This is a genomic window from Pseudomonas sp. 2957, assembly GCF_031456345.1.
Lineage (GTDB): Bacteria > Pseudomonadota > Gammaproteobacteria > Pseudomonadales > Pseudomonadaceae > Aquipseudomonas > Aquipseudomonas siliginis.
The window spans coordinates 914169-933820 of sequence record NZ_JAVDUL010000001.1 but is presented as its reverse complement, the minus strand read 5'-3'; the positions used below and the strand labels follow the sequence as shown (position 1 = coordinate 933820).

The window sequence follows — 19652 nt, the reverse complement described above, 5'->3', positions numbered from 1 at the left end:
AGCAGAAGCGGCTAATGCTAGCGGAGCAAGGGCAAAATTGCATCCGGTGTCCTCGTCTAATATGGCTAAGCTGCATCAGCAGAGGCTTTTATCAGCTCGGGATGGGGAATTACCGGAGCGTCTATGCGGTGGGCCGTGGCGGCATTGCTGGGTATCAGCCTCAACGCGATGGCAGCGCAAGCGCCGTTGCGCTTCGCCGTGCCGGACAGTTGGGCGATGCCGATGATGCAACTGCAAAGCGGCAGACCGACCCAGGGCATCCTGCACGACGCCCTGCTCAGCCTGGCGACCCAGGTCGGCGCGCCAGCGCAATTCGTCGTCCTGCCGCGCGCGCGGGTACAGAGCGCCATGGAGCACGGCGACATCGACGTGCGCTGCTATGCCGCACAGTCGTGGTTGCCGAATCAGTCCGGCGATTACATCTGGAGCGTGCCGTTGTGGTTTCAGCGCGACCTGCTGGTCAGCCGCAAGGAGCAACCGGCGCAGATCGATCCCGCCCGGCTGCCGCGCCAGGCCATCGGCACCGTCCTCGGTTACAGCTACCCTACCCTGCAACCGCTGTTCGACGCCGACCAGTTGCAACGCGAAGACGCGCGCAATCAGGAACAGGTACTGGAAAAGCTGCTGGCCGGGCGATACCGCTATGCGGTGAGCAATCAGTGGACACTGGACTGGATCAATCAACGCCTGCTGCCGGAGCAGCAGTTGCAGGGGGTCGCGGTGCTGCAGGAACAGAATATCGGCTGCTATGTGAGGAACGACCCGAACGTGCCGGTGCAGCGGATCCTGCGCACGCTGCTGCGAATGAAAATGTCCGGCGAGATCGACGACATTATCCGGTTGTACACCGGCGCCTCTTCAACCACACCCTAGCTCCCACAGGGTTGGCCTGGTCAATAACCGTGCGACTCGCGGAATTTCGGCTCGCGGCTGTGGTGATAATCGATCCACTCGACCACGTCGTAAGGCAGATAAAGCTGCTGCCGGGCACGGGACACGGCGATGTACACGGCACAGATGCGCTGATCGAACTCGTAGGCATCCTTGAATTTCTCGTTGCTGAGCAACGTCCGGGTCAACAGCACGCGCTTGAACTCCATGCCGCCAGCCCGCTCGGCCATCATCAACAGACAGGCTTTGCCTGGCTCGATGATCTTTTGGCTCAGGCGAGTCAGGTCGGCAATCATGAAGCCGTTTTGCAACTGCGCCTCGATCCACAAGAAAGCTTCATCGAACTGGTTGGCGGCGCGCACCTGCTGCCAATCAGCCATGTCGCTGAAATACGGGTGCGGTCCTTTCTCGCTGGACCCGGCGTTGTAGAAATCGCGGCGGAACAGCTCGATGGCGGTGGTCATGAAATGCTTGATGTCGTCCTGCGCTTCCCGGTCGGGAAAACTGAAGGCGCAACTGGAGTCGTGCAGATGGATGGCCCACATCATCGTGTCCCAGGGTGACGCGGTCAGCACCACGCAACCTTCGGGCGGCACGAAGGCTTGCGGGTAGTACTCGATATCGACGTCGGCGTGACGAGCACCTTCGAACGGCACTTTGCTCTTGTGCGTGTGGCGCGAGATCAGCGGATTGACCAGGCGCTCGACATTGCGCCCCGAGCGCACCGAATAGCAGATATCACTCTGGCGAACTTCACGCTTGCGCTTGGGCGCCTCGCCCGTGGCCTGCTGATACTCATCGCCGAGGGTGATCAGCACCTGCTGCCCGCGCTCGATGATTTGCAGCAACGACGCCGGCACATCCTGGCTTTCGTCGATGATCACATGGGTGTAGCGCGGCGGGACGCGGCAACCGGCGAGACTGGCGCGTTTGATCATGAGCAACGTCGGAAAACCGCTCTGGCTGGCCCAGGCCGGATTGGCTTCCAGATACACCCACAGGCGACTGGAATATTCCAGCAGCGCCTGTGAGTCTGCACCGCTCAAGGGCTGCTGAAAATGCGGCAGGTGCCTGGCGGATAGCGTGTGATCTCTTGAGGCGCAATACAGCTCCAGCACGCGCAGACAAACCTCCAGAGTGCCCTGCCCATCGTGGTGGCGAAAGCCGAAGATATTCAGTTCCTGCGCCAGCGCCTGCCTGCTCGGGATCCGCGCTGGCGTCCTGGCCATGTGCGATCGGGGGCCGAGCAACTGGGCCTGGGCAAAATCGTAGAAGGTCTGGCCAATTTCCGTGTCGTGCACTTGCACGATGTGCTTGCGCAACGTCGCCAGTTTCGCCGGGGTGCGCGCCAGCACCAGGGTGCGTTTCGAGCGCAGGCATTCGATCAGTGCGCTGAGCATGTAGCTCTTGCCGATGCCGGCATAACCCTGCACGTGCAGGTCTTCGTCGAGGTTGGCACGGAAGGTTCGCAGCAGTTTGTCCTGCGCCGCACTTAACCAGTGTTCACGCTCGCGTGGCGTGACCATTTGCTGGCGAAACGGGTTGTTCTGTTGCTGATGGCGGATCTTGTAGTCCACATCCCACTGCCCGCCGGGCAACAGGTATTCCTGCGCTGTGACTTCATCGGCCATGAGAAAGCGCAGGTTCAGGCCTTTGAGCGCATTGAGGCCGAAATACAATTTGCGCGAATCGAACAGACGCCGCGCCTCTGCAAGCAGTCCCGCCGATCCGGAGCGCCGGGAGGTGACAGACCAGTCAATGAGTCTGGCGAGAATTTTCTCCGCTGCGCTGGCGCTCAGGTCCTTTTCCGTGGCCTGGGCAAGGTTCTGGATGACCAGCACCGCCGCCAGTTCCGGGTCGCTCAGGTTGGCGAGTGTCGCGTCACCCTCGGGCTGCAACAGCGCCGTACACACATCATGGGTGATGGGCAGAAATACCGGGGTGGCCAAATCAAAATGTTCCGGGTGCATACAACCTCGCCGCCTGGGCCTTAATACAACACCAGATCAGTCCTGGTCATTCTCGTCGGGCATTTCATGGGACTGCGGCAAGTTTCCTTCACTGCCGGCCTCGGGGCTGATGCGCAGCTCGAAGGAGTAACCGCCGAGCGTGCCGGACATGCCGCGTCGTTCAGTGCCGCTGGCCACCGCCGCCGCATCGATCTGCGCCTGCACTTCGTAGAGCGCCATTTCCAGCAGTTTGCGCAGGTGTTCAGGGTTTTGCGCGGTGGCTTGCAGCTGCAGGTCGTACTTTGCGGTCAGCGAGTCTGATGCGTGCTCGACGATCGCCGATTGTGCCTCCACCGGGACCGACTGTTCAGGCTCTTCTGCCGCGTTGAAAACAGCAGATGCCGCCAGAATCGCAGCGTGTTCTTCATCCATCAGGTCGAGCACTCGCGACAGTTCCAGCGTGCGCTCGGGCTGATCCTGCATCTGCGTTTTGACTTCCAGACGACGTAACTGCCATTCGCGCAGTTTTTCACGAGTCAGATCGTCAATTTCACCCACTTGCCTTACCTCTCGTTGCCAAGCGGGGGAGTATGCCACTGTTCGCTGTCGACAGCCGCAAGGGCACTGGAAGCTGCCCGGCTGATCCGAGCATTTTTGCTGGCGGATCAACGCCACTAGCCAAATCGCAGGCATAAAAAAACCGCAGTGGGCGAAACCCATGCAGTTCTGTCTGAAGCCTTGGCTGGTTCGTTAAGGTGGTGCCCCCACCAGCCACACCCCGGCACACAATGTTCCCGCTGTGGCTGCTTCCTTCCGGATCTGACCAGGTTCACGGGTAATCGTTGCGGGGGGACCGATGGGGTCACCATAACGACGCTTGCCTGTCGGCGAGCCGCGCCATTGTACCTGTCTGAGATGAAGTTACAACCGTTGGTTGCAGATAAAAAATACCAACAGGTTCAAGGACATGCGGTGACGCCAAAAGATCGCAGCCTGCGGCAGCTTCTACAGGGCCAGGACTTCGTCTGCGCGACCGCCCGCATCCTGGATCACCAGATGAATGAAGTGCAGCTTGGCGATCGCCGCTGCCGGCAGTACGAACGGATAGAAATCCGGCTGGCCCATGCTGCGCGACAGTTCGTTGAGCATGCCCGCCAGCTCGATCCACGCATTGACGAATGACAGGAAAGCGCCACCGCCGGGGTGCTCCGGGTCGTACAGGGTGCTGGTCGGAAACGGCTGATAGTCGAAGTCCATTTCCCGCGCGCTCATGCCGAAGCCAAGCGCGGTATCCACGGCGTCCATCATGTGCAGGTAGTGCGCCCAGGTTTCCGCCCAGTCTTCCCACGGGTGCATGGTCGCGTAGGCACTGACGTAGTGCTGCGGCCAGTCCAGCGGTGCGCCTTGCTGGTAGTGCCGGTCCAGCGCCTCGGCGTAACTGGCGCGCTCGTCGCCGAACAGGTTACGGAACGCCTCCAGCCAAGGGCCGTTGGCGATGAGGCGATCCCAGTAGTAGTGGCCGACCTCATGGCGAAAATGCCCGAGCAGCGTGCGGTAAGGTTCGTGCATCGCCGCCCTGACCTGCTCACGGTGAGCGTCGTCGGCCTCTTTGATGTCGAGGGTGATTAGGCCGTTGGCATGGCCGGTCATCGGCGCGTTGCCTTCCAGGTCGACACCGATGAAGTCGAAAGCCAATCCGGTTTCTTCGTCGACGGTTTTCGGGATGACCGGCAAGCCGAGGGTGATCAGTTGCGCGACCAGTCGACGCTTGGCGATTTCGACCTTGCGCCAGCGTTCGGGATTTTCCGCGACGGAGAGATCAGGGATGGTGCGGTTAAGGCTGCAAGCGATGCACAAGGTGTCGTGATCGTTGGCCGGCAGCAGCCAGTTGCACGCGGCGGGCATGTCGAGGTTGGCGCAGCGGCGGAACAGACCGGCGTCGGGATCGGCGTCGAGCGTCCAGGTGCCCTCTTCCGGCCCCGGCTGCAGCGAGGTCAGGCGACTTTGTTCAGGTTGATAGCCAAGCAAGGCGTTACAGGCCAGGCACTGACTGTTGCGAAAGAACAGCGACTGGCCGCAACGGCACGGCCAGACTTTGCTGTTGCGCGAGGATCCGGCCACGAACGGCGCGATGATGCGGGAACTGAGCTGCTCGAAAAAACGGTGCATGGCGATCTCTCCCTGGGACTGGCCAAGACTAGATCATTCTGAAGACAACATCGTTCCCACCCATAACCGCGCAGCCGGGTGATAGCACCATTGTGGTGAGGGGATTTATCCCCGCTTGACTGCGCAGCAGTCGCAAAAAACCGTACACGCGATACAGATGAAATGATCGGTCGCAGGGTTTTGGGGTCGCTGCGCAACCCAGCGGGGATAAATCCCCTCGCCACAGGTGTCCATCCGGACGGGGATAAATCCCCTCGCCACAGGGGTTCACCCGGTCAGACGGCGACGCCGTGGGTTTTGAGGAAGGCGATAAACGCTTCCTCGTCCATGACCTTCACACCCAGCTCGTTGGCCTTGGTCAGTTTCGAGCCGGCACCCGGGCCTGCAACCACGCAATGGGTTTTCGCCGACACCGAACCGGCGACCTTGGCACCCAGGCTTTCCAGATGATCCTTGGCCACATCCCGGCTCATCAGTTCGACCTTGCCGGTCAGCACCCAGGTTTCCCCGGACAGCGGCAGACCTTCGACGACTTTCTTCTCGCTCTGCCAATGCATGCCGAAATCGCGCAATTGCTGCTCGGCCTGCTCGGCCAGTTGCCGATGCTCAGGCGAGGCGAAGAACCCGCGCACCGAGTTGGCCTGCTTCTCCGGCAATGCCTGGCGCATGTCCAGCCAGTCAGCGTTCATCACCGCTTCCAGCGAGCCAAAGCGGTCGGCGAGTTTTTGCGCACCACCGGGGCCGACGAAAGGAATGTGCAGTTTGTCGAGCAAGCCGCCCAGCGTGGTACTGGCGGCGAATTCGGCGCCCAACTCGCCTTGATCCTGAATCTGCAAACCATGGCCGAGCAATTCGCTGATGACCTGCTGGTTGTGCGCATCCTCAAAGAAACTGTGAATCTCGTGCGCCACTTCCAGGCCGACGTCCGGCAGATAGGTCAGCACATGCGGCAAAGCCTGTTGCACGCGCTCCAGTGAACCCAGCGAACGCGCCAGCACCTTCGCCGTCTCTTCGCCGACATCGGGAATGCCGAGGGCGTAGATGAAACGTGCCAGGCTCGGTTGCTTGCTGTCTTCAATGGCTTTGAGAAGCTTGTTGCTCGATACCTCGGCGAAGCCTTCCAGATCGACGATGTCGTCGAACTTCAGCGCATACAGATCGGCCGGCGAGCTGACCAGGCCTTCGTCGACCAGTTGTTCGACGCTCTTGTCGCCCAAGCCTTCGATGTCCATGGCCCGGCGCGAGACGAAGTGAATGATCGCCTGCTTCAATTGCGCGCCACAGGCCAGTCGGCCAACGCAGCGATACACCGCGCCTTCGCTGAAGGTTTCCTTGCCCTTGCTGCGCTTGACCAGTTGCGTGCGTTCAACGTGGGAGCCGCACACCGGGCAGCTTTCGGGAATGGCCACCGGGCGCGCGTCATCGGGGCGACGCTCGGTGATCACTTGCACCACTTGCGGAATCACATCGCCGGCGCGGCGAATGATCACCGTATCGCCGATCATCAGGCCCAGCCGCGCGACTTCGTCCATGTTGTGCAACGTGGCGCTGGCCACGGTGACGCCGGCGACTTTCACCGGTTTCAGGCGCGCCACGGGAGTTACCGCACCGGTGCGGCCGACCTGGAATTCCACGTCGAGCAGCTCGGTGAGTTCTTCCATCGCCGGGAATTTGTGTGCGATCGCCCAGCGCGGCTCGCGGGCGCGGAAGCCTAGCTCTTCTTGGTCTGCGATACTGTTGACCTTGAAAACCACACCGTCGATCTCAAAGCTTAGTTTGTTACGACGCTCTCCAATATCTCGATGATATTGAAGGCACTGCTCAATACCATCAGCCACCTTCAGCTCTCGACTAATGGGAAAACCCCATTTTTTGAGTTGTTTTAGGACACTCGAATATTTGTCCGGCAACTCCCAACCTCTAACATCGCCGACCCCATATGCACAGAAATCCAGTGGGCGGCGCGCGGTCACCCGAGGATCTAACTGGCGCACGCTTCCAGCAGCAGCATTCCGGGGATTGGCAAATATTTTCCCTCCAGCTTCGAGTTGGAGCGCATTGAGCCTTTCAAATCCGGCTATGGACATGAACACCTCACCACGCACTTCTAAAACCTGAGGCCAATCGCTGCCTTTAAGCCTCAGAGGGATACACCGAACAGTTCTTATATTGGCGGTAATGTCCTCTCCCGTCGTACCGTCCCCACGCGTAGCTGCTCGTTCAAAAACGCCATTTGTGTAAATTAAACTCACTGCCAACCCATCCATTTTCGGCTCGCAGCTGTACTCCACCAATGAACCATCACCAAATAAATCCGATGGCGGCAGATTTAAGGCTTTTGCAACTCTTTTATCGAAGTCACGCACATCATCCTCAGAAAATACACTCTGAATGCTAAGCATCGGAATTGCGTGAGCTACTTGCGTAAAGCTCAGTGAGGGCGCGCCCCCCACCCGTTGAGTAGGTGAATCGGCAGTAATCAGGTCCGGATTTTCAGCCTCAAGCGTCTTTAGCTCGTTAAAAAGCCGATCATACTCAGCGTCAGGAATGCTGGGCTCATCCATAACGTAATAGTTATAGTTGTGCTGATCCAGCTCAGCGCGCAGCTCTAGAATGCGGGTTTTGGCGGCGGTCATGGGTGTTCTCTCATAAAGCAAAAGAGCAGCCGAGGCTGCTCCAGTTTTATTCCATTATCGGCGGCGGGGCCAGAAGATCGCAGCCTCGTTGCACTCGTCAGCTCCTACAGTATCGCGATCCTCTGTAGGAGCTGCCGAAGGCTGCGATCTTTTGATCTGGCCTTAGCGCTTCTGGGTCAATGCGCGGCGTTCGAATTCGACGATGCGCTGACGGTAATGCTCAATCGTCTGGGCGGTCAGTACGCTGCGCTGATCGTCTTTCAATTCGCCGTTCAATTCCTGGGACAGCTTGCGGGCTGCCGCGACCATCACGTCGAAGGCCTGCTTCGGATGACGCGGGCCTGGCAGACCGAGGAAGAAGCTCACCGCCGGGGTGCTGAAGTGGTCAATGTCGTCCAGATCGAAGATACCCGGCTTGACCGCGTTGGCCATGGAGAACAGCACTTCGCCGTTGCCGGCCATGCTTTCGTGGCGGTGGAAAATGTCCATCTCGCCGAAACGCAGGCCGCTTTCGAGAATATTCTGCAGCAGCGCCGGGCCTTTGAAGCCGGCCGGGTCGCGGCAGATCACGCTGATCACCAGGACTTCTTCGGCTTGCGGCTGATCTTTTTCCGCCACGGCCGCTGCAGGCTTGCTGTCTTCGGCGAAATCGTCGTCACGGCTGCTGAAGCTCGGGCCGCCGTCCAGATCGAGGTCGAGGTTCAAGTCGCCCTGCGCCGGGCCGTTGCTGCCGCGCTTGCCACGTTTCGAACCGGATTCACGCGGCTCGCGGGCTTCGCGGTTGGGCATGCTCACCGACGGCAGATCGTGCTCGTCCAGTTGCGGCTCTTTGTGCGTGTCCAGGACGCGGGCCGGGCCCAACAGCTCGGCGCTGGTGTCCTCGTCCGGCAGATTGGACAGGCTCCGGTCGAGACGGAATTTCAGCTTTCCCTTGCCGCCGCGCATACGGCGCCAGCCATCGAAAAGAATACCGGCTATCACAATGATGCCGATGACGATCAGCCACTCGCGCAGACCGATTTCCATGTAATCCCGTGCCTCTATAAAAAATGCTGAAAAATAAGGGGTTTACACTGCGTAAACCGCTTTAAAACGTGGCGCCAACTCTATGTTCTGACAGGCGTTTTGCCCACGTATACGAAAAATTGACATTAAACTAGCACGACCAAAGACAACTTTACACCGTCTGTCTCATTTGGCTTGCGCGAATATGTCGATTGGCCATCCCGCCGATGTCAGTAAAAAGTCCTACAGACCTCCAAAACTATTCCGACACCACACCGACTCAGGCATCCACCATCGCCATCGCCTCCTCGACATCCACCGCCACCAGTCGCGAGCAGCCCGGTTCATGCATCGTCACACCCATCAACTGCTCGGCCATTTCCATGGCGATCTTGTTGTGGGTGATGTAGATGAACTGCACGGTCTGCGACATCTCTTTGACCAGGCGTGCGTAGCGTCCAACGTTAGCGTCATCCAGTGGCGCGTCAACCTCATCGAGCATGCAGAACGGCGCCGGGTTCAACTTGAAGATGGCAAAAACCAGGGCCAGTGCAGTCAGGGCCTTTTCGCCGCCGGAGAGCAAATGGATGGTGCTGTTCTTCTTCCCGGGCGGCTGCGCCATGATCGTCACCCCTGTATCGAGTAGATCTTCGCCCGTCAGTTCCAAATACGCGCGCCCGCCACCGAAAACTTTCGGGAAAAGTGCCTGCAAACCGCCGTTGATCTGATCAAAGGTATCTTTGAAACGGTTGCGGGTTTCCTTGTCGATCTTGCGGATGACGTTTTCCAGGGTCTCCAGCGCCTCGACCAGATCGGCGTCCTGCGCATCCAGATAACGTTTACGCTCCGATTGTTGCGTGTATTCATCGATGGCCGCGAGGTTGATCGCACCCAGGCGCTGAATTCGCGCGTTGATGCGTTCGAGTTCTTCTTCGGCCTCGCGTTCACTGGCTTGCGCCGTCAATGTGGCGAGCACGCCATTGAGATCGTAGCCATCTTCGAGCAATTGATCCTGCAAAGCCTTGCGCCGTACGGTCAGCGCCTGCCATTCCATGCGCTGTTGTTCGAGCTGGCCGCGAATCAACTGCGATTGCTGCTCGGCCTGGGTGCGGCGTTTTTCCGCGTCGCGCAATTCACGATCGGCGTCCTCCAAGGCGATCTGCGCGGTCTTGAGTTCTTCATCGACGGTCATGCGCTTGTCGAGCAGTTCTTCGAGTTTCAGACGCAGCTCTTCCAGCGGCGCCTCACCCTCCTCCAGATTCAGACTCAACTGTTCGCGCTTTTCAGTCAGGCGCTCGGCCTGCATCTCCAGACGCTCCAGCGCCTGGCGCGTGGAGTCATGCTGGGCGCGCAACGAGCCGAGACGCACGGCCAATTGATGGGCGTGATCCTTGTGCTGCCGCGCTTCCTGACGCACGCGATCAAGGCGTTCGCGCAGGCTGTCGCGCTGGGCCAGCAGCAACTCGCGCTGCTCGGTGTCGAGCGCCATGGAATCCAGCGCTTCCTGCAAATTCATGCGCGCTTCACCGACCTGCTCGTGCTCAAGCTCGCGCTGTTCGGCGAGTTCGACCAGTTCTTCATCGAGACGGGTGCGGCGCAATGTCAGTTGCTCGGCCTTGGCCTTGCCGGCGGACAATTGTGCTTTCAGTTCGCCTTGCTGGCGCGCTTCGTCCTGCAGCAAGCGGCGCAGATGTTCGCGGCCGTTTTCCTGCTGGCGCTGTTGCGCGCGCAGGGTTTGCAGGCGGGTTTCCATGGCCTCGACCGTGGCTTCGCGCTCTTCACGCTCCAGTTGCAGGTCTTCGATTTCCTGGCCACGGGCGAGCATGCCGCTTTCCGCTTCGCTGGCGCGACGTACGCGTAAAAAGTGTCGACCGACCCAGTAGCCATCGCGACTGATCAGGCTCTGCCCGGCGCTCAACTGGCCGCGCAAGGCCAGCGCCTGTTCAAGGCTGTCGACCGGTTTGACCTGACCAAGCCACGGCGACAGATCGATCTGCGCCTCGACTTTGTCCAGCAGACTGCCCGCCACCCGCACGCCATCGCTGGCCGGGCTGAGCAGGCGCAAATCGCCTTGGGTGAAACCGGACAAATCAAAACCGCTGAAGTCGTCGACCAGCACCGCTTGCAGATCGGCGCCGAGCACGGTTTCCACCGCCAGCTCCCAACCGGCCTCGACCTTAAGGCCTTCGGCCAGACGCGGACGCTCGGCGAGATTGTGTTCCTTCAACCATTCGGCGGTGCCGGTGCCCGGATCGAGCGCGGCCTGCTGCAAGGCTTCCAGCGACGCCAAACGCCCGTTGAGCCGCTGCAGATCGCCCTGCGCCTGCTGCTGGGCGGTCAACGCCTGCTGCAATTCCTGACGCAGTTGTTCGAGCTTTTCGACCTGCGCTTCTTCGCTGGTCTGCAAATCTTCCAGGGTCGCTTCGGACTCGGCGAGCTGCTCGTTGAGCGCCATGATCGCCGCATCTTCCGGATCGGCTGAAAGCAACGCACGTTCTTCGCCGAGGCGTTTCTGCCGGTCGGCCAGGCGCTCCATGCTGCTTTCCAGCTGCTGGATCCGCGACTGTTGCACTTCGGCCTGACGGCGCGGTTCGGCAGCGGTCAGGTTGAAAGCGTCCCACTGCTCCTGCCAGCCGTGCATAGTGGTTTCGGCTTCTTCGAGGGCCGCAGCGGCTTCCTCGGCGGCGGCGCTGGTGACTTCCTGCTCGGGGGTGAGCATGTCCAGTTCTTCGCCGAGGGTCAGCAGCAACGTGCGGTCGTGGCCCAGGTGCGATTCGGTTTCCAGACGCGCGCGCTCGGCTTCTTTCAGATCGTCCTGCAACTGACGCAAACGCTGCTGGCCGTGCTGGATGCTCTGCTCGACCCGGGCGATGTCGCCGCCGACCGAATAGAAGCGGCCCTGCACCAGATTGAAGCGTTCGGACAGGTCGTGGTGACCGTCACGCAGGCGTTCGATGGCGGCGTCAGCGTTACGCTGTTCAGCGACCAGCGCTTCGAAGCTGACTTCCTGGTTGCCGATGATCGACTCGCGCTGGCCGACCTGCTCGTTGAGGTCCTGCCAGCGCAGCGCCGACAGTTGCGCCTTGAGCTGACGCTCTTCGGCCTTGAGTTCCTGATACTTTTTCGCCGCCTCGGCCTGACGGTGCAGACGTTCGAGCTGGCGCTCCAGTTCTTCGCGCAGGTCGGTGAGGCGGGCGAGGTTTTCGTGGGTGCGGCGGATGCGGTTCTCGGTCTCGCGACGGCGCTCTTTATATTTCGAGATGCCGGCGGCTTCCTCGATGAAGTTACGCAGGTCTTCGGGCTTGGATTCGATCAGCTTGGAGATCATCCCCTGTTCGATGATCGAGTAGCTGCGCGGGCCGAGGCCGGTGCCGAGGAAAATATCGGTGATGTCGCGCCGACGGCATTTGGTGCCGTTGAGGTAATACGTGGTCTGGCTGTCGCGGGTGACTTTGCGGCGGATGGAAATTTCCGCGTAGGCGGCGTATTCGCCGAGCAGCGTGCCGTCGGAGTTGTCGAACACCAGCTCGATACTGGCCTGGCTCACCGGTTTGCGACTGGTCGAGCCGTTGAAGATGACATCGGTCATCGACTCGCCACGGAGGTTCTTCGCCGAACTTTCGCCCATCACCCAGCGCACGGCGTCGATGATGTTCGACTTGCCGCAACCGTTCGGCCCGACGACCGCCGCCATGTTACTGGGGAAGTTCACCGTGGTCGGGTCGACGAAGGATTTGAACCCCGCCAGTTTGATGCACTTCAGCCGCACGCTCAGGCAACCGTCAGCGCAGACACCACCAGATCGCAGCTGCGCTGGGCATAAGCCGTGAGCACGATGCGGATCTGCGGCAAATCACGGGCGAGTACGGCGGCGAGCAAGCGTTCGAACAGTTCGAGGAACTCGCTCATTTCCGCCTTGCGCTGTTCGAGGGCGAGGAAATACGCACGGCTCATCGCCGGCTGGAGGTTCTCGACGGTTTCTTGCAGGTACGGATTGTTGGCAAACGGATAGGCGGCGCGCATCACCGCGAAGCTGTCATCGACGAAGCTGCGGATATCGCCGCGTTCGTAATTGGCGGTCAGGCGCTGCTGGATCTGCACGAACGGCGCCATGTCCGACTGCACTTGCCAGCCGTTGGCCACGGAATTGCCGAGCAGGATGTACAGCTCGCTCATCAGCGTGCACAGGCTCTGCACCTTGTGCGGCGTCAGCTCGGTAACGTGGGCGCCACGACGCGGCAGGATCGCGATCAGGTGACGGCGCTCGAGGATCAGCAAGGCTTCGCGGACCGAACCGCGGCTGACGTTGAGCGCCAGCGTGACCTTCTGTTCCTGGATGCGCTCTCCCGGCTTCATTTCGCCACGAATGATGCGTTCGGCGAGGTGGTGAGCGATTTGCTCGGCGAGGCTGTCCGGCGCCTTGAACGTCATGGTTGTCCTTCAAACTCTATCGATCTGCACAAGCGGCGCAGTGTAGCGCAAATGCGCGGTCATGGCGGAGTGCCCACTCAGCGGTTTTTGGCACGAATCCCGCAAAAAAGCGCGGTGACCGATGAAGGTCAATACTGAATAGACACGCTGTTGATCGACGAAACGGATTTTCCTGACCTTTAAGTCAGAAAACCATTGACCGAAAAGTCAGACCTGCTAAATTCGGTTCACGTCGGTTAACAACAATAATGAGTCTGCGAGGCCTTCCGTGATCCAGTTTTTACTTAACCAGGAACTCCGTAGCGAGCACGCCCTGGACCCGAATCTGACTGTGCTCAATTATCTGCGTGAACATGTGGGCAAGCCCGGCACCAAAGAAGGTTGCGCCAGTGGCGACTGCGGCGCCTGCACCGTGGTGGTTGGCGAGTTGCAGACCGATGACAGCGGGCGTGAACATATTCGCTATCGCAGCCTCAACTCGTGCCTGACCTTCGTTTCGTCGTTGCACGGCAAACAACTGATCAGCGTTGAAGACCTCAAGCACAAGGGCGAACTGCACAGCGTGCAGAAAGCCATGGTCGAGTGCCACGGTTCGCAGTGCGGCTTCTGCACTCCCGGTTTCGTCATGTCGTTGTTCGCCCTGCAAAAGAACAGCGATGCGCCGGATCAGGCCAAGGCCCACGAAGCGCTGGCCGGCAACCTCTGCCGCTGCACCGGCTACCGGCCTATTCTCGCCGCTGCCGAACAATCCTGCTGCGCCAAGCCAGCGGATCAGTTCGACGCCCGCGAAGCCGAAACCATTGCCCGCCTCAAGGCCATCGCGCCGACCGATATCGGTGAACTCAACAGCGGCGACAAACGCTGCCTGGTGCCGCTGACCGTCGCTGACCTGGCCGACCTCTACGACGCTTATCCGCAAGCGCGGCTGCTCGCCGGCGGCACCGATCTGGCGCTGGAAGTCACCCAGTTCCACCGCACCCTGCCGGTAATGATCTATGTCGGCAACGTCGCCGAAATGAAGCGCATCGAAACCTTCGATGACCGCATCGAAATCGGCGCCGCCACTGCCCTTTCCGACTGCTACGAGGCGTTGAATGCCGAGTACCCGGACTTCGGCGAATTGCTGCACCGCTTCGCCTCGTTGCAGATCCGCAATCAAGGCACCCTCGGCGGCAACATCGGCAACGCCTCGCCGATCGGTGACTCGCCACCGCTGCTGATCGCCCTCGGCGCGCAGATCGTGCTGTGCAAAGGCGAAACCCGCCGCACCTTGAACCTGGAAGATTACTTCATCGACTATCGCGTCACGGCGCGGCAGGAAAGCGAGTTCATCGAAAAAATCATCGTCCCGCGCGCCAGCGCCGAGCAGCTGTTCCGCGCCTATAAAGTGTCGAAGCGTCTGGACGACGACATCTCCGCCGTCTGTGCTGCGTTCAATCTGCGCGTGGAAAATGGCGTGATCAGCGACGCCCGGGTGGCCTTCGGCGGTATGGCGGCAATCCCCAAACGCGCTGCGAATTGCGAAGCCGTGCTGCTCGGTCAGCCGTTCAATAACGCCGTGATCGAACGCGCCTGCGCCGCGCTGGCCGAGGATTTCACGCCACTCTCGGACTTCCGCGCCAGCAAGGAATATCGCCTGCTCAGCGCGCAGAACCTGCTGCGCAAATACTTCATCGAACTGCAAACACCGCACATCGAGACTCGGGTGACCGCTTATGTCTAACCATCACGCCGTAGAGAAGACCCAGGCTGAATTGGCCGAATTGTTCGCCAAGGATCTGACCACCGGTGTCGGCCGCAGCGTCAAGCACGACAGCGCCGCCAAGCATGTGTCCGGTGAAGCGCAGTACATCGATGATCGGCTGGAATTTCCCAACCAGCTGCACCTGTATGCGCGCCTGTCGGACCGTGCCCACGCGAAAATCCTCAGCATCGACACGTCGCCGTGCTACGCCTTCGAAGGCGTGCGCATTGTCATCACCCACGAAGACGTGCCGGGCCTGAAGGACATCGGCCCGCTGATGCCGGGTGACCCGCTGCTGGCCATCGATGACGTGCAGTTCGTCGGCCAGCCAGTGCTGGCAGTCGCAGCGAAAGATCTGGAGACCGCGCGCAAAGCAGCGATGGCCGCAATCATCGAATACGAAGACCTCGAACCGGTGCTCGACGTGGTCGAAGCCCTGCGCAAACGCCACTTCGTGCTCGACAGCCACACCCATCAGCGCGGCGACTCGGCTTCGGCGCTGGCCACGGCTGAACACCGCATTCAGGGCACGCTGCACATCGGCGGCCAGGAGCACTTCTATCTGGAGACACAGATCTCCTCGGTGATGCCTACTGAAGACGGCGGCATGATCGTCTACTGCTCGACGCAGAACCCGACCGAAGTGCAAAAACTGGTCGCCGAAGTGCTCGACGTGTCGATGAACAAGATCGTCGTCGACATGCGCCGCATGGGCGGTGGTTTCGGTGGCAAGGAAACCCAGGCTGCGAGCCCGGCGTGCCTGTGCGCGGTGGTCGCGCACCTCACCGGCCAACCGACCAAGATGCGCCTGCCGCGTGTCGAAGACATGCTGATGACCGGCAAGCGCCACCCGTTCTACGTTGAATACGACGTCGGCTTCGACAGCAGCGGCCGTCTGCACGGGATCAACATGGACTTGGCCGGCAACTGCGGCTGCTCGCCGGACCTGTCCGCCTCGATCGTTGACCGGGCGATGTTCCACTCGGACAACTCCTACTATCTCGGCGATGCAACCATCAACGGTCACCGTTGCAAAACCAACACCGCGTCGAACACCGCTTATCGCGGCTTCGGCGGCCCGCAAGGCATGGTCGCCATCGAAGAAGTGATGGACGCGATTGCCCGGCACCTGAAGCTCGACCCGCTGGCGGTGCGCAAGGCCAACTACTACGGCAAAACCGAGCGCAACGTCACCCACTACTACCAGACCGTCGAGCACAACATGCTCGAAGAGATGACCGCCGAGCTGGAAGAAAGCAGCCAGTACGCCGAGCGCCGCGAAGCGATCCGTCGCTACAACGCCAACAGCCCGATCCTGAAAAAAGGCCTGGCGCTGACCCCGGTGAAATTCGGCATTTCCTTCACCGCCAGTTTCCTCAATCAGGCCGGTGCGCTGATCCACATCTACACCGACGGCAGCATCCACCTGAACCACGGTGGTACGGAAATGGGCCAGGGCCTGAACACCAAAGTCGCTCAGGTCGTGGCGGAAGTTTTTCAGGTCGAAATCGATCGTGTACAGATCACCGCGACCAACACCGACAAAGTGCCCAACACCTCGCCGACCGCTGCTTCCAGCGGCGCCGACCTGAACGGCAAAGCCGCGCAGAACGCAGCACAGACCATCAAGCAACGCCTGGTCGAATTCGCCGCGCGGCACTACAAGGTCAGCGAAGAAGACGTCGAATTCCGCAACGGCCACGTGCGGGTGCGCGAGCAGATCCTGACGTTCGAAGCGCTGATCCAGCAGGCGTATTTCAATCAGGTTTCGCTGTCGAGCACTGGCTTCTACAAGACCCCGAAAATCTACTACGACCGCAGTCAGGCGCGGGGCCGTCCGTTCTATTACTTCGCCTTTGGCGCAGCCTGCTGCGAAGTGATCGTCGACACCCTGACCGGCGAGTACAAGATGCTGCGCACCGACATCCTGCATGACGTCGGCGCCTCGCTGAACCCGTCGATCGACATCGGTCAGGTCGAGGGCGGTTTCGTCCAGGGCATGGGCTGGCTGACCATGGAAGAGCTGGTCTGGAACAACAAGGGCAAGCTGATGACCAACGGCCCGGCCAGCTACAAGATCCCGGCGGTGGCGGACATGCCGCTGGATCTGCGGGTGAAACTGGTGGAAAACCGCAAGAACCCGGAAGACACGGTGTTCCATTCCAAAGCTGTCGGTGAACCGCCGTTCATGCTCGGCATCGCCGCCTGGTGCGCGATCAAGGACGCGGTGGCGAGCCTCGGTGATTATCAGCATCAGCCGAAAATCGACGCGCCAGCCACGCCGGAGCGGGTGTTGTGGGGTTGCGAGCAGATGCGCCAGCTCAAAGCGGTGAAAGCCGTCGAAGCTGAAACCGAGCTGGCTCCGCTCTAGGACCGAGGCGCGGCCATTCGCGAGCAGGCTCGCTCCCACATTTGGAATGCATTGCCAATGTGGGAGCGAGCCTGCTCGCGAAGAGGCCGGCACAGACAACGAAGATGTCGAGGTGAACATGTACAACTGGATCGACGCCCTCGCCGACCTGCAGAATCAGGGCGAGCCCTGTGTGCTGGTGACGATCATCGAAGAACTCGGTTCGACGCCACGCAACGCCGGCTCGAAAATGGTCGTCAGTGCCGACCGCCTGTTCGACACCATTGGTGGCGGGCATCTGGAATTCAAAGCCATGCAGATCGCCCGCGAGATGCTCGCCAGCGGTAAGCAGGACACCCATTTGGAGCGCTTCAGCCTCGGCGCCAGTCTCGGCCAGTGCTGCGGTGGCGCTACGGTGTTGCTGTTCGAACCGATGGGCCAGGTGCAGGCGCAGATTGCCGTGTTCGGTGCCGGCCATGTCGGTCGCGCCCTCGTGCCGCTGCTGGCCAGCCTGCCCTGCCGGGTGCGCTGGATCGATTCGCGCGAGGCGGAGTTCCCCGAACACATTCCCCACGGCGTGCGTAAAATCGTCAGCGAAGAGCCGGTGGACGAAGTCGATGATCTGCCTGCCGGCAGCTACTGCATCGTCATGACCCACAACCATCAGCTCGATCTGGAGCTGACCGCGGCGATTCTCAAGCGTAACGATTTCACTTGGTTCGGCCTGATCGGCTCGAAAACCAAACGCGCCAAATTCGAACACCGTCTGCGTGATCGTGGTTTCGACCCGAGCGTGGTGCAGCGCATGCGCTGCCCGATGGGCATCGGCGAAGTCAAAGGCAAATTGCCTGTGGAAATCGCCATCTCCATCGCCGGCGAAATCATCGCCACTTACAACGCCAATTTCGGCCAGCACAGCGCCCGCGCCGAACCGATTGCCCGATTGCTGCCAGCTTCGCGCCGCAGTCAGGCCGCCAAACTCAAAGCCTCAAACTGATTAGAGAACTCTCATGCCTCTGACTCGCAAAGCCTACCGCGCCGCCATTCTGCACAGCATTGCCGACCCTGCCGAAGTCGGCATCGAAGCCTCCTATGAATATTTCGAGGACGGCCTGCTGGTGATCGACGATGGCAAGATCAGCGCCCTCGGCCACGCCAGCGAACTGCTGCCAACCCTGCCGGCAGATATCGAGATCAACCATTATCAGGATGCGCTGATCACCCCCGGCTTTATCGACACGCACATTCACCTGCCGCAAACCGGCATGGTCGGTTCCTATGGCGAGCAACTGCTCGACTGGCTGAACACCTACACCTTCCCCTGCGAAAGCCAGTTTGGCGACAAGGCCCACGCCGACGAAGTGGCCGATATTTTCATCAAGGAACTGCTGCGCAACGGCACCACCACGGCGCTGGTGTTCGGCAGCGTGCACCCGCAATCGGTGAATTCGTTTTTCGAAGCGGCGGAAAAGCTTGATCTGCGCATGATCGCCGGCAAGGTAATGATGGACCGCAACGCCCCGGACTATCTGGCCGATACCGCCGAATCCAGCTACGTCGACAGCAAGGCGCTGATCGAGCGCTGGCACGGCAAGGGTCGCTTGCACTATGCGGTGACGCCGCGCTTCGCCCCCACCAGCACCCCGGAACAACTGACCCTGGCCGGGCAATTGCTGACGGAATATCCGGATCTGTACATGCAGACCCACATCAGCGAAAACCTCAAGGAAATCGAGTGGGTCAAAGAGCTGTTCCCGGAGCGCAAGGGTTACCTCGACGTCTACGATCACTACCAGTTGCTTGGCGAACGCTCGGTATTCGCCCACGGCGTGCACCTGTGTGACGAAGAATGCGCGCGACTGGCGGAAACCGGCTCGGCGATCTCGTTCTGCCCGACCTCGAACCTGTTCCTCGGCAGCGGCCTGTTCAACCTGCCGATGGCCGAGAAGCACAAGCTCAATGTCGGCCTCGGCACCGACGTCGGCGGCGGTACCAGTTTCTCCCTGCTGCAAACCCTCAACGAAGCCTACAAGGTCATGCAACTGCAGGGCGCGCGGTTGAGCCCGTTCAAGTCGCTGTATCTGGCGACCCTGGGTGGTGCGCGGGCGCTGCGTCTGGAAGACAGGATCGGCAATCTGCAACCGGGCTCCGATGCCGACTTCCTGGTACTGGATTACAACGCCACGCCGCTGCTGAGTTATCGCTTAAAGCAGTCGAATAACATTGCCGAGACATTGTTTGTGTTGATGACCTTGGGCGATGACCGGACGGTGCAGCAGACTTACGCTGCGGGGGCGCTGGTGCATCAGCGCTAACCTCTTCGCACTGATCGTTCCCACGCTCTGCGTGGAAATGCAGCCCGTGACGCTCCGCGTCACTGGACGCGGAGCGTCCCTAGAGGCGTTCCCACGCAGAGCGTGGGAACGATCATCCCCGGTGGTGTTTACCACGGAGGATTTTTGTTACCGGTCAGGTTG

At 60.5% G+C, this 19652-nt stretch carries 12 protein-coding genes and 1 other RNA gene; 5 read left to right on the top strand and 8 right to left on the bottom strand.

The window, feature by feature from the left end:
• The first annotated feature begins 123 nt into the window (after positions 1-123).
• On the top strand, positions 124-873 hold the full coding sequence (locus J2Y39_RS04275; RefSeq protein ID WP_310215302.1) for a transporter substrate-binding domain-containing protein: 750 nt from the start codon (positions 124-126) through the stop codon (positions 871-873).
• Positions 874-893: 20 nt separating this feature from the next.
• Here the strand turns inward: J2Y39_RS04275 and J2Y39_RS04270 are convergent, their stop codons facing one another.
• From J2Y39_RS04270 to J2Y39_RS04235, 8 genes are all read right to left on the bottom strand, one after another.
• Entirely contained in the window at positions 894-2861 is a 1968-nt protein-coding gene (locus J2Y39_RS04270) for a hypothetical protein (protein ID WP_310215300.1), read from the bottom strand.
• Between the two features lie 36 nt (positions 2862-2897).
• Positions 2898-3398 (bottom strand): hypothetical protein, encoded by a 501-nt coding sequence (locus J2Y39_RS04265; protein WP_252883465.1) that lies wholly within the window; start codon positions 3396-3398, stop codon positions 2898-2900.
• A 204-nt stretch (positions 3399-3602) separates the two neighbouring features.
• Positions 3603-3699: signal recognition particle sRNA small type (ffs, locus tag J2Y39_RS04260), an RNA gene on the bottom strand.
• Between the two features lie 146 nt (positions 3700-3845).
• Positions 3846-5009: a putative zinc-binding metallopeptidase gene (locus J2Y39_RS04255; RefSeq protein WP_252877773.1), complete on the bottom strand. Its 1164-nt coding sequence runs from the start codon at positions 5007-5009 to the stop codon at positions 3846-3848.
• Positions 5010-5284: 275 nt separating this feature from the next.
• Positions 5285-7645, bottom strand: a complete 2361-nt coding sequence (ligA, locus tag J2Y39_RS04250; RefSeq protein WP_310215296.1) for an NAD-dependent DNA ligase LigA — start codon at positions 7643-7645, stop codon at positions 5285-5287.
• A gap of 162 nt (positions 7646-7807) precedes the next feature.
• Positions 7808-8671 (bottom strand): cell division protein ZipA, encoded by an 864-nt coding sequence (zipA, locus tag J2Y39_RS04245; RefSeq protein ID WP_016773851.1) that lies wholly within the window; start codon positions 8669-8671, stop codon positions 7808-7810.
• 259 nt (positions 8672-8930) lie between these two features.
• On the bottom strand, positions 8931-12419 hold the full coding sequence (gene smc, locus J2Y39_RS04240; RefSeq protein WP_310215293.1) for a chromosome segregation protein SMC: 3489 nt from the start codon (positions 12417-12419) through the stop codon (positions 8931-8933).
• Between the two features lie 2 nt (positions 12420-12421).
• Positions 12422-13081 (bottom strand): GntR family transcriptional regulator, encoded by a 660-nt coding sequence (locus J2Y39_RS04235; RefSeq protein WP_039763015.1) that lies wholly within the window; start codon positions 13079-13081, stop codon positions 12422-12424.
• A 268-nt stretch (positions 13082-13349) separates the two neighbouring features.
• Between J2Y39_RS04235 and xdhA the strand changes: the two genes are divergently transcribed.
• The 4 genes from xdhA (at position 13350) to guaD (ending at position 19490) form a co-directional block, all read left to right on the top strand.
• Positions 13350-14804 (top strand): xanthine dehydrogenase small subunit, encoded by a 1455-nt coding sequence (xdhA, locus tag J2Y39_RS04230; protein ID WP_310215291.1) that lies wholly within the window; start codon positions 13350-13352, stop codon positions 14802-14804.
• Positions 14797-17196, top strand: a complete 2400-nt coding sequence (xdhB, locus tag J2Y39_RS04225; RefSeq protein ID WP_310215289.1) for a xanthine dehydrogenase molybdopterin binding subunit — start codon at positions 14797-14799, stop codon at positions 17194-17196. The genes xdhA and xdhB overlap by 8 nt, the downstream gene beginning before the upstream one ends.
• A gap of 118 nt (positions 17197-17314) precedes the next feature.
• Positions 17315-18172, top strand: coding sequence for a xanthine dehydrogenase accessory protein XdhC (xdhC, locus tag J2Y39_RS04220; RefSeq protein WP_024012316.1), 858 nt, complete (start codon positions 17315-17317; stop codon positions 18170-18172).
• Positions 18173-18185: 13 nt separating this feature from the next.
• Positions 18186-19490 (top strand): guanine deaminase, encoded by a 1305-nt coding sequence (guaD, locus tag J2Y39_RS04215; protein WP_310215287.1) that lies wholly within the window; start codon positions 18186-18188, stop codon positions 19488-19490.
• Positions 19491-19652: the final 162 nt, after the last annotated feature.

Bases quoted from the DNA above. Each gene is read 5' to 3' on its own strand.
- ligA (WP_310215296.1), bottom strand. From the start codon at position 7,645: ATGACCGCCGCCAAAACCCGCATTCTAGAGCTGCGCGCTGAGCTGGAT.
- J2Y39_RS04255 (WP_252877773.1), bottom strand. From the start codon at position 5,009: ATGCACCGTTTTTTCGAGCAGCTCAGTTCCCGCATCATCGCGCCGTTC.
- zipA (WP_016773851.1), bottom strand. From the start codon at position 8,671: ATGGAAATCGGTCTGCGCGAGTGGCTGATCGTCATCGGCATCATTGTG.
- guaD (WP_310215287.1), top strand. From the start codon at position 18,186: ATGCCTCTGACTCGCAAAGCCTACCGCGCCGCCATTCTGCACAGCATT.
- J2Y39_RS04270 (WP_310215300.1), bottom strand. From the start codon at position 2,861: ATGCACCCGGAACATTTTGATTTGGCCACCCCGGTATTTCTGCCCATC.
- xdhC (WP_024012316.1), top strand. From the start codon at position 17,315: ATGTACAACTGGATCGACGCCCTCGCCGACCTGCAGAATCAGGGCGAG.
- J2Y39_RS04275 (WP_310215302.1), top strand. From the start codon at position 124: ATGCGGTGGGCCGTGGCGGCATTGCTGGGTATCAGCCTCAACGCGATG.
- J2Y39_RS04235 (WP_039763015.1), bottom strand. From the start codon at position 13,081: ATGACGTTCAAGGCGCCGGACAGCCTCGCCGAGCAAATCGCTCACCAC.
- xdhB (WP_310215289.1), top strand. From the start codon at position 14,797: ATGTCTAACCATCACGCCGTAGAGAAGACCCAGGCTGAATTGGCCGAA.